The sequence below is a fragment of the Mesorhizobium sp. M8A.F.Ca.ET.021.01.1.1 genome, from assembly GCF_003998025.1.
Lineage (GTDB): Bacteria > Pseudomonadota > Alphaproteobacteria > Rhizobiales > Rhizobiaceae > Mesorhizobium.
In genome coordinates this window covers 1-8,549 of sequence record NZ_RZSJ01000239.1, presented here as the reverse complement: position 1 = coordinate 8,549, position 8,549 = coordinate 1, and the positions used below count along the sequence as shown (strand labels likewise).

Genomic DNA, 8,549 nt, shown 5'->3' with positions numbered 1-8,549 from the left:
TATATAAGCACTCCATTCAAGATGGCAAAGCACATGCGACCAGTCGTAGGCATCGTCAGCTACTTTTCGATGAAAGCCGGCGGATTTCCCATGAACCGCGCCGCGTGCGGGGCGCTCCAACTTTTGAGAAGCAGGAGCCAATCAAACAACAAATCGATTTCAACCGAGGTCCGGCCAGCGCGGTTCGGGTGGTTTGGATCACGAGGGGACCTCCCCAGTCACGCTGAGAGCGACCATGTCGTCAATCGCGGCCAAAATCGGCTACATGGTGCAGACGCTCAAGGACTGGGTGAGGAGGGGCGGATGTGGACAGCGATGTGCTTACCCCACGCGCGGGTGCGGAGAAGCTCGCGGAGGGCGGATAACCGCCAGTTTCGGCAAGCCAATGAGATCTTGCCTAAGGCTTCCGCTTACGGGCTCGAACGCCATTCAAACGCTGATTGCCTTTGTCGACCATCAAGCCGGCGGAGATTGCCAAAAGCGACAAGCCGCGCCTGCCCGCTGGATCACGCCAACCGCCAGCGCCGGCGCCTGAATTTGGGTGTCGGATATGCGGCGATCTGAGCCGGCTTTCTCTATGTCGCCTTCGTCACCGACGCTGCACCCGGCGGTCGCGACTCGACGGGCGTCAGCCTTGGGGAATGCCGACTCCGAAGTACCGCGTGTAGGCGATGTCGAGCATGCGATTAACCAAACTAGGAAAGCTGTGTCCGGCGGCCCTCGCGACCAGGGGATAAAAGCTGTTCGCGCCGAGCGCCGGCATGGAGTTGATCTCCAACACAAAAGGCCGGCCGGACCGGTCGATCCGGAGGTCAACGCGGGCATAGTCCCGGCATTGGCAGGCACGGAAGGTCGCAACCGAAATATCCCGCAGCGCCGTCGCAAGCTTACTATCGATTCGCGCCGGGCAAATGGTCTGCGGCGCCGCGACAGCCATGTGCTGCTTGTCTTCCCAAGTCACAAGACGCGTTTCACGGTCGCCGAAGTCCAGCTCAATCAGAGGCAGCACCTCGGGTTCTCCATTTCCCAGCAGTGCGACGTATATTTCTCGCCCCTCAATGTATTCTTCCACGAGGACATCCTGTTCATATTGCGTGACAATACCTTCCACGGCGCGTCTCAACTCAGCAGGTTCATGCACGAGCTGCAATCCGCAGCTGAGGGATTCGTGGCGCGGCTTCACTACCACTGGGAATCGAATACCTTCGGTGCTCTCAGTGCCGGTACGCATCACGCGGAAGTTCGGTGTCGGCACACCGCGATCCCGGATGAGTCTTTTGGTGATAGCTTTGTCGAGCGCCACCCCATGCCCGAGCGGGCTCGATCCAGTGTATGGGACGCCGGCCATCTCGAGCATAGCCGGAACGTGCGTGAGACGGCACTCGCCTTGTATTCCGGCGGCCATGTTGAAGACCATTCCGGAGGGGCGGGCTTGCGGATCAGGTGGCATGAACCGCTCGAGCGTGGCGAGTAGTCCTTTATCGCCTTCGCACAGCAGTGTCTCGTGGCCGCGCCCTTGCAGCGCCGCCACCATCCGTTCCACCATCTCGCGGCCGTATTCCTCCTGACAAGGGTGACCGAACCGGTTGATCACGCCCGTATGATCATGATTCCACACGACGGCTACTCGCATGACCTACTCCTTCGATGTCTTTATGTTGCATTTAACCGTTCAGATTAGCTGATCGAGGTGAACAGCTATGTCCGGCACTTGGTGCCTTCATCGTTTCCATGCAATCGGCGTGCCACCAAAACCTGTGCGAGAAAGAGGGAAAACCGTGTGGTTCGCGTAGCATTGGCGGAATACGTGTACCTCAGCGTGTCGGCTTGCGAACACAGGCGTTTTCATCGGACGTGAGTGAACGCGAGACACATGGAACATTGAATGGCCGCGTTCGTCTATCATGCCACTCGAACGTATGGTCGCGATGAAACTCCCGATTGCGATGTCACCCACGGAGCCGGCATCTGCGGATCGCCTATATGGAATAACAGGCGCCGCGAAGCTGTTTCACTTCGCCGCGGCGTCGCTGCACGCTAAGTTCGCCGGGGCAGACCACTAATGGATACACGGAGTGTTAGCCTAGTGCACTGCGCAGATGGTTCCTGCGATCGCATTGCAGGTCGTCGCGCAGAGGGGCGACCGCTTGAGTGGGTTCAACTAGTTCACTCGAAGCTGCCATGTCATGGCCATCGACGAGTTCGTCATGGTTCAGGCTTCGACCGCGCTGTCCTGTGTCTGAGAGGTCTTCCCTTAGGTATTGCTTTCTAGCCGATGCATGAGTGAAGAACTGGCCAGAAAGAGACATGCGGGCGAGATCGGCACGAAGCTGCAGCAGGTTGAGTTCTAATTTTGCAGGGCAAATCGATTGCAGAGGCGAACCCAACGATAGGTGACGGAAGTTACCTACTTTCGTCACTGGTCGGACCTTGGGGGGGGTGAAGGCGAATCAGGTCAGGCGGCTGAAAGAACTTGACCGAGAACGCCGGCTCCGACCTGACGCCGGACAAGATGATCCTGGCGGAAGCTGCGCGGGGAAACTTCCAGGCGCCGCCCGTCGCCGTGCGTGCGTGTTGGATATTGTTGCTGAACTTGGAGTTCCCCAATGACGGGGGCGCCGGGTGCTTATAAATCCATGGACCGAGGTTCCGATGAAGTGGCTTTGACCGCCGACATCATCGTGCTCGCCCGCCAATATGGCCGCTACACCTATCGCGCGTCGCCGTGATGCTGCTCTGCGTCTGGAGGTGACCTCAAACGGATCTGGCGGCGTGAGGGGCTGAAGGTTCTCAGAAGCACCCAGACGTGGCCGTCTCTCTGTGACTCAATGACGATCTGTCCATCCGGCTTCGGCTGGAGTATCCTAAAATGTCTGGTCCTCCGACTCGTCGAGGATCGAACCAGCAGTGGAAGGTAATGCGCATGCTCAATGTGATCGATGAGTTCACAAGGCACCGTCGTCAGAGAGCGTGTCACCACTTGAAGGCCGTCGACGTGATCGACTTCTCTCCGATCTGTTCATCCTCCGGCATTCCCGGCCCACGTTCGATCCAATGACGCCCAGAGTTCATGACCAGGCGTCGCGTGATGGCGCCGCTGTCGGGGTCAAAACCGCCTACATTATGCCCGGCACTCCTGGGAAATCGCTATTGCGAGAGCTTCAACTCGAAGGTTCGTGACGAACTGCTCGAGGGCGAATTCTTCTAGGAATCCCGGATCTGAATCGAAGAATGTCGCCAACACAACAAGACCCGGACCAGCTACGCCGGCCACCCGTACGCAAAGACCAAGCATGCACCAACGTTCAACATGGATCACCCGATAGGGGCAGGCCAGCTTCGCCTGGCGGTGCGGAGACGTAGCAGGACGCGTAAATATAGCCGGTCGTGCGCTCTAGGCGGTCTTCCATGCCGAGTTTGCTCATAGCCTTCAAGATTGCGCGCCGTTCCACTAGTGTGGAGAAGCGGCGCTGGCGCTGTCTGAACTGGTCTAGGTGCTTAGTTTCTAACCCGAAGCCCCGAAGGGCCGCGGCGATGTCGTCATAACTGAAGGGATGCATTACGAAGGCGACGACCCACGGGCGTGACGTCGCCGAGGCGTCATACACGCGCGCAAAGGTTCGCTCGGTGGCGTAGCCCACACAGCCTGTGCTGATGAGGATGTCCGCATCCTCGAGGGCGCATCGTTCCTTGACGCTCAAATCACGTGTTTCCAAGTCTGCCGTTACTCCAACCTCCAGCAGGCCCAGGGTCTGCGCATACCTGACAGCCCGGAATGATGGATCCACGCCGACGAACTGGATATCGTCGCGGAGACCGCGATCCCGAAAGAAAGCGCGATGCTCTAACTCCTGTCGTCCCGAGAGCGATCCTCCGGATTTCAGATAGGCAGCATACAAATCGTCGAGATCGAGATCGGTGCGCAGTAAAGCAGCGTTGATGCCATAGGAGCAACCGACGTCGATTATTTTCAAACTAGTCTTGTTTCGAACACGTCGATACTCGGCGAATATCCTTTCAAAGACCGGTTTGGCCCGATCTGAAATCACATAATCTAAGGCCAGATGCGCGCGAAAATAGGCGTGCGGCCACCTGCGATTATACGCTGCCGTGAAATCATGCTTGTTTCCCTGAATGTTGCCGCGCATTGCACCTGCTGGCGCCATTGTCCACCTCACTGATCTCTGGCCTTGCCGTCGCAGCAAATGATTCGGACGGTTCTGCCTGAAGCGGAGAGGAGCAGCGAGCGAATCCTGGTGACTGTGGATTTACCGATCCCTCCGTTCCCACAGGATACGTTCTGAGACTGACCTGACATGCTGATTTCCTTCTACTCGTCGATGTTCGCAGGTGTCCACGATATGAAGATCGGCGGCAGCCCTGCCGCCTCGCGACAAACGAGCTTCAAAAGTCGTGCCAACCGGGCAGAAGGGCACAGAAAAGACCGTTCTGGCTGCCGATCAAAGCGTCAAATGAGAGTGCAGCAGAAAGCCCAGCACAAAAACACAGTGTCTCGTATTCGACAAAGCCGACAATAGCTGATCGCGCAGCTGATCGCGCCGCGGAACCCAGATGGTTTACGACCGCCGCGATCTTAGCGAGGCGCATCGATCTCGCCCAGAGTCTGGCCCAGGCAAATACCCAAAGCTACTGGTCCAAGAAGATTGTGCGACCGCATCCTTATACCGACCACCGCGCAACGGTCAGAAGCATGTGAAGCACATCATCGCCAAGCGCTCTGTCAGCTATGCGCTCTATCGCGATCCATCGCACAGAAACGTGGTGTAGGGGTTGCCCCCGAAGAGGGGAGCTCCGAAAGACGCGACGGAATTGAGGGTCCCAGTTTCAGGCCGAGCTCAGGCTCACGGGCCTTGCCCTGCTGTGCCGCAACATCACCGAGAAACCCACAATTCAGTCGTGTAACGGTTCCTTGAAATGAATTTACAGAACCTTTGCGCCTGCAAATAGCTGACCGTGCTACTTACCACATGTCCGGGGTCGCACGGCTACAAAAGCTGATGCCTGTTAAGCTCGGACCACAGCACAGCACGCAATGGAGGTCAACGCCGATGGCAAAAAGAGCGCTTATTCTGATTGAAGGCCATTCAAGGGACACGGGCCTGCGATACACGAAAGCGGCCCAGCGTCTTGGCCTTCATCCAATTACCCTGTCGACCGATCCAGCTCAGTACGATTATCTTGCGGAGGAAAAGCTTGAGGCCACCCGAGTCGATACCGAAAATCTTGATGCGCTGATCCGCGAATGTTCCCGGTTAAGTGAGACGTATGACATTGCTGGCATTACGGGCTTTGCGGGCAATGACGAGTCGGTCTCTGCGACAGTTGGCAAGCTCTGCCAGCACTTCGATCTACCGGGGCCGAACCCCGTATCGATTGAACGATGCTGCGACAAATACACTCAACGTCAGCTCCTCGCGGAGGCCGACGTTCCAATACCTGCTTATCACTTGGCAGCGAATGCGACGGAGGTTGAAAGCTTTGCAGTGGAGATCGGGCTGCCGGTGGTTATTAAGCCAGCCGTGGGCAGCGGCAGCATCGGTGTCCGATTGTGCCGCAATGTGGAAGAGCTGGCCGAACATACGACCTATCTGTTGGGCGGGGATCCCACGCGGTCTTCCCCGATACTGGTCGAAGAATTCGCACAAGGCCCCTATTATTGCGCTCATATGATGGGAAACGAGGTCATTGGAATTGTCGCCTCTGACTTTGGCCCGCCACCGCATTTCGTCTTCCATCAGTGCATCTGCCCAGCCCCGCTGAGTGATGACCAGCACAAGCGTATCGCCGATCTTTCGTTGAGCTGTTTGCGGGCTCTCGACCTTGGCTGGGGGCCAACGAATATTGAATTCCGGTGGACAAAGCGTGGCCCAGTCGTCATCGAAGTAAATCCGCGTCTTTCCGGCGGTCCTCTCTCGGTTCAGCTGGCTTACGGCATCGATCTCACCAGCGAGCACATCAAACTTGTCATCGGCGACGAATGGAATTTGCACAGAAGCCATTCGAATGTTGCGGCGTGGCGGGCCCTACTTCCTGATCGCGATGGCATCCTCGATTGGATCGACGGAGACAGTCGCGCGGCTGCTATACCCGGTGTCGCCGAGGTTAAGTTGTACGTCAAACCCAAGACGCTGATCGTAAGGAAGGGAGATTACCGAGACTCTATCGGATATGTAATGGCCGTTTCACCCTGCCGTGCTGGGACCGAGGCGATACTTCAGAGTGCCGTCGACTTGATCCATTGGTCTATTACGCCTTCTCCGACCCCTGATGGAGATTAGAATCTGCGTCCCTTCCCCCCTGGAGCGGCGCAGCTAGCGCCAGCTGACAGACGTTCTCGCCGAATAGTTGGACAATTCACAGCAGGTGAGCGACGGGGTCTATAATGGGGTCGCCGCCTCGATAAGATTAGCCGCATGTCGCTAGCCATTCGGAACTGTATTCGTCTCATTGATCCGAGCAGTCGGGAGGTGATGCGATGGCAGGTAGGGTGGCGGACGAAGGTGGCGCTGAGCGATGAGGAGCGCTTTCTCGAAGCCCAGGTTCGACGGTACAAGGCGGCGCCCTCGCTCTCGGACCAGCGCCGGATGATCCTGTTCTGCGCCGAGGGTCTTCAGAGCAAGGACGTCGCCGAGCGGCTCGGGGTGCATGAAGACACGGTGGGCAAATGGCGCAGGCGTTTCGTGCAGGACTGGATCGAAGGGCCCACTGATGAGTATCGCCCTGGACGCCCGCGCCACTCTGTCGGACACACAGGTGGCCGAGGTGATCGAGCGCGCGCTGAACACCACGCTGAAGGACGCCACCCACGTCGATCCGTTCTATGGCTGCGGCGACATCCTGTCGCATACCACATCCGCCGGATCTGGACCGCCTTCGGCCTGCAGCCGCACCGGAGCGAGGCGTTCAAACTCTCTGTATCGCAGCAAAACCCGCCGAGGCTCTAACGGCAGCCGGATGAAACTTCAGTGGCATGTATGGACGGCCTCCGCGTGGCAAGGGCTTTCTGACATTGATGACAGGTTGGTCGGGTGCAGGCATGTATTCGGCCTTTGAGTGCGGCCTGTTCATGCCGCTGGCCTTGATGAAGTCCGCGGATCGGATCCCAGACAGGTCAACGCGCTTTTTGAGCGGCACCCACTGAGCGGGTTTTTCCGATCCCGGTTCGACCGTCGGTCATCACACCATCAGCACCTCACCAACCTCTGCGCATCCTCTGCGACTACGTCACTACGCCGGTGAATCCGCGAAGCGCTTGCCCGTAGTCATCAACGCCCAGACGATCCGGGCCATCTTGTTTGCCAAGGCCACCGCAACGACGTTGTACGGCTTTTTCGCCAGAAGCTCGGCAGCCCAGCGAGTGGGTGCCGCTTTGCCCTTACGACAGAAGCGAAGCACGGCATGGGCTCCCACAACAAGAAGGCGACGGATGTAGGGATCGCCTTGCTTGCTGATCCGCCCGAGCCGATCCTTTCCTCCGGATGAGTTCTGTCGCGGCACCAGGCCAAGCCAAGCCGCGAGTTGCCGGCCGGATTTGAACAGGGAAGCATCTGTCACGGTCGCAACGATTGCGCTGGCGGTGATCGGACCGATGCCGGGGATCGTTTCGAAGCGACGGCTCAACTCGTGCGAACGATGCCAGATGTGAATCTGTCGGTCCAGCTCACCGACCTTCTCGTGCACCTCACGCAATTGCTGTACCAAAAGAAAGAGGGCCGATCGGGCAAGCGGGGGAATGAGGTCGTGCCCCTCGTCCTCAACCAACGCGACGAGCATGCTCAGCCCTGTAGCACCCTGACGAGTGATGATGCCCAACTCCGCCAAGTGGCCGCGCAAGGCGTTCACCAGCATTGTCCGCTGCCGGATCAAAAGCTCGCGGACGCGATGCAGCATCAACACGCTCTGCTGCTCCTCGCTCTTTGTCGGAACAAAGCGCATCGTCGGTCGCGTGACCGCCTCGCAGATTGCCTCGGCATCCGAAGCATCATTCTTCTGCCGCTCCACGTATGGCTTGACGTATGACGCAGGCATCAGGCGAACCTCATGCCCCAGAGCCGTGAGGACACGAGCCCAGTGATGGCTCGTTGCGCAGGCTTCGATGCCGATCAAGCACGCCGGCAAGGACGTAAAGAATGCGACTACATCGTCGCGACGCAACTTCCGGCGGACAACCACTGCGCCCTGCGCGTCAACGCCGTGCACCTGAAACACGTGCTTGGCGACATCCAGACCGATTGTGCTAACCTTCTCCATGGACGGCTCTCCCTCATGTGACTTTCGACAGCCACACTTTGGCACATTGCGATGCCGGGAGCGGAGGCCGTCCACCTCATCAGGTCAGTCCGACAGGTCAGTCCGACACCAGGGACGGTCGTCAACCGCGCAAACCGTGTCACCCTTGAATTGCTCGCGAAGTTTCTGCCGGGCGGCGAGCAACACCTCCATGATGTCACGTAGCTCCGGGATGTCGCCGGAAAGGTCCTGGATGCGATCCCCAAATTTGGCAGCGCCGACAATGCCAACCTGAGACC

At 58.3% G+C, this 8,549-nt stretch carries 4 protein-coding genes and 3 pseudogenes; 4 read left to right on the top strand and 3 right to left on the bottom strand.

Translation table 11 applies throughout. The annotated features are described in order from the left end of the window. The coding region (locus EOA36_RS37780; RefSeq protein ID WP_210212421.1) for a hypothetical protein at positions 1-227 on the top strand (227 nt) is incomplete at its 5' end. Positions 228-628: 401 nt separating this feature from the next. On the opposite strand, the gene EOA36_RS18985 is transcribed toward EOA36_RS37780, so the two are convergent. Next, entirely contained in the window at positions 629-1,633 is a 1,005-nt protein-coding gene (locus tag EOA36_RS18985) for an ATP-grasp domain-containing protein (protein ID WP_126097339.1), read from the bottom strand. A 711-nt stretch (positions 1,634-2,344) separates the two neighbouring features. On the opposite strand from EOA36_RS18985, the pseudogene EOA36_RS18980 reads away from it, so the two are divergent. From EOA36_RS18980 to EOA36_RS18970, 3 genes and pseudogenes are all read left to right on the top strand, one after another. Continuing rightward, positions 2,345-3,363: pseudogene (locus EOA36_RS18980) on the top strand (integrase core domain-containing protein); the annotation flags it as partial. 1,706 nt (positions 3,364-5,069) lie between these two features. Then, positions 5,070-6,299 carry an acetyl-CoA carboxylase biotin carboxylase subunit family protein gene (locus EOA36_RS18975; RefSeq protein WP_126097338.1) on the top strand — a complete coding sequence of 410 codons (1,230 nt, stop codon included), beginning with the start codon at positions 5,070-5,072 and terminating at the stop codon, positions 6,297-6,299. A gap of 192 nt (positions 6,300-6,491) precedes the next feature. Next, positions 6,492-6,935: pseudogene (locus tag EOA36_RS18970) on the top strand (helix-turn-helix domain-containing protein); the annotation flags it as partial. A 313-nt stretch (positions 6,936-7,248) separates the two neighbouring features. On the opposite strand, the gene EOA36_RS18965 reads toward EOA36_RS18970, so the two are convergent. Together EOA36_RS18965 and EOA36_RS37775 are read right to left on the bottom strand one after the other, a co-directional pair. Then, complete coding sequence (locus EOA36_RS18965) at positions 7,249-8,271, bottom strand: IS110 family transposase (protein WP_126097337.1); 1,023 nt, start codon at positions 8,269-8,271, stop codon at positions 7,249-7,251. 84 nt (positions 8,272-8,355) lie between these two features. After that, positions 8,356-8,549 (bottom strand): annotated as a pseudogene (locus EOA36_RS37775) (hypothetical protein); the annotation flags it as partial.

Coding starts and splice junctions, on each gene's coding strand:
- EOA36_RS18975 (WP_126097338.1), top strand. CDS start 5,070: ATGGCAAAAAGAGCGCTTATTCTGATTGAAGGCCATTCAAGGGACACG.
- EOA36_RS18985 (WP_126097339.1), bottom strand. CDS start 1,633: ATGCGAGTAGCCGTCGTGTGGAATCATGATCATACGGGCGTGATCAAC.
- EOA36_RS18965 (WP_126097337.1), bottom strand. CDS start 8,271: ATGGAGAAGGTTAGCACAATCGGTCTGGATGTCGCCAAGCACGTGTTT.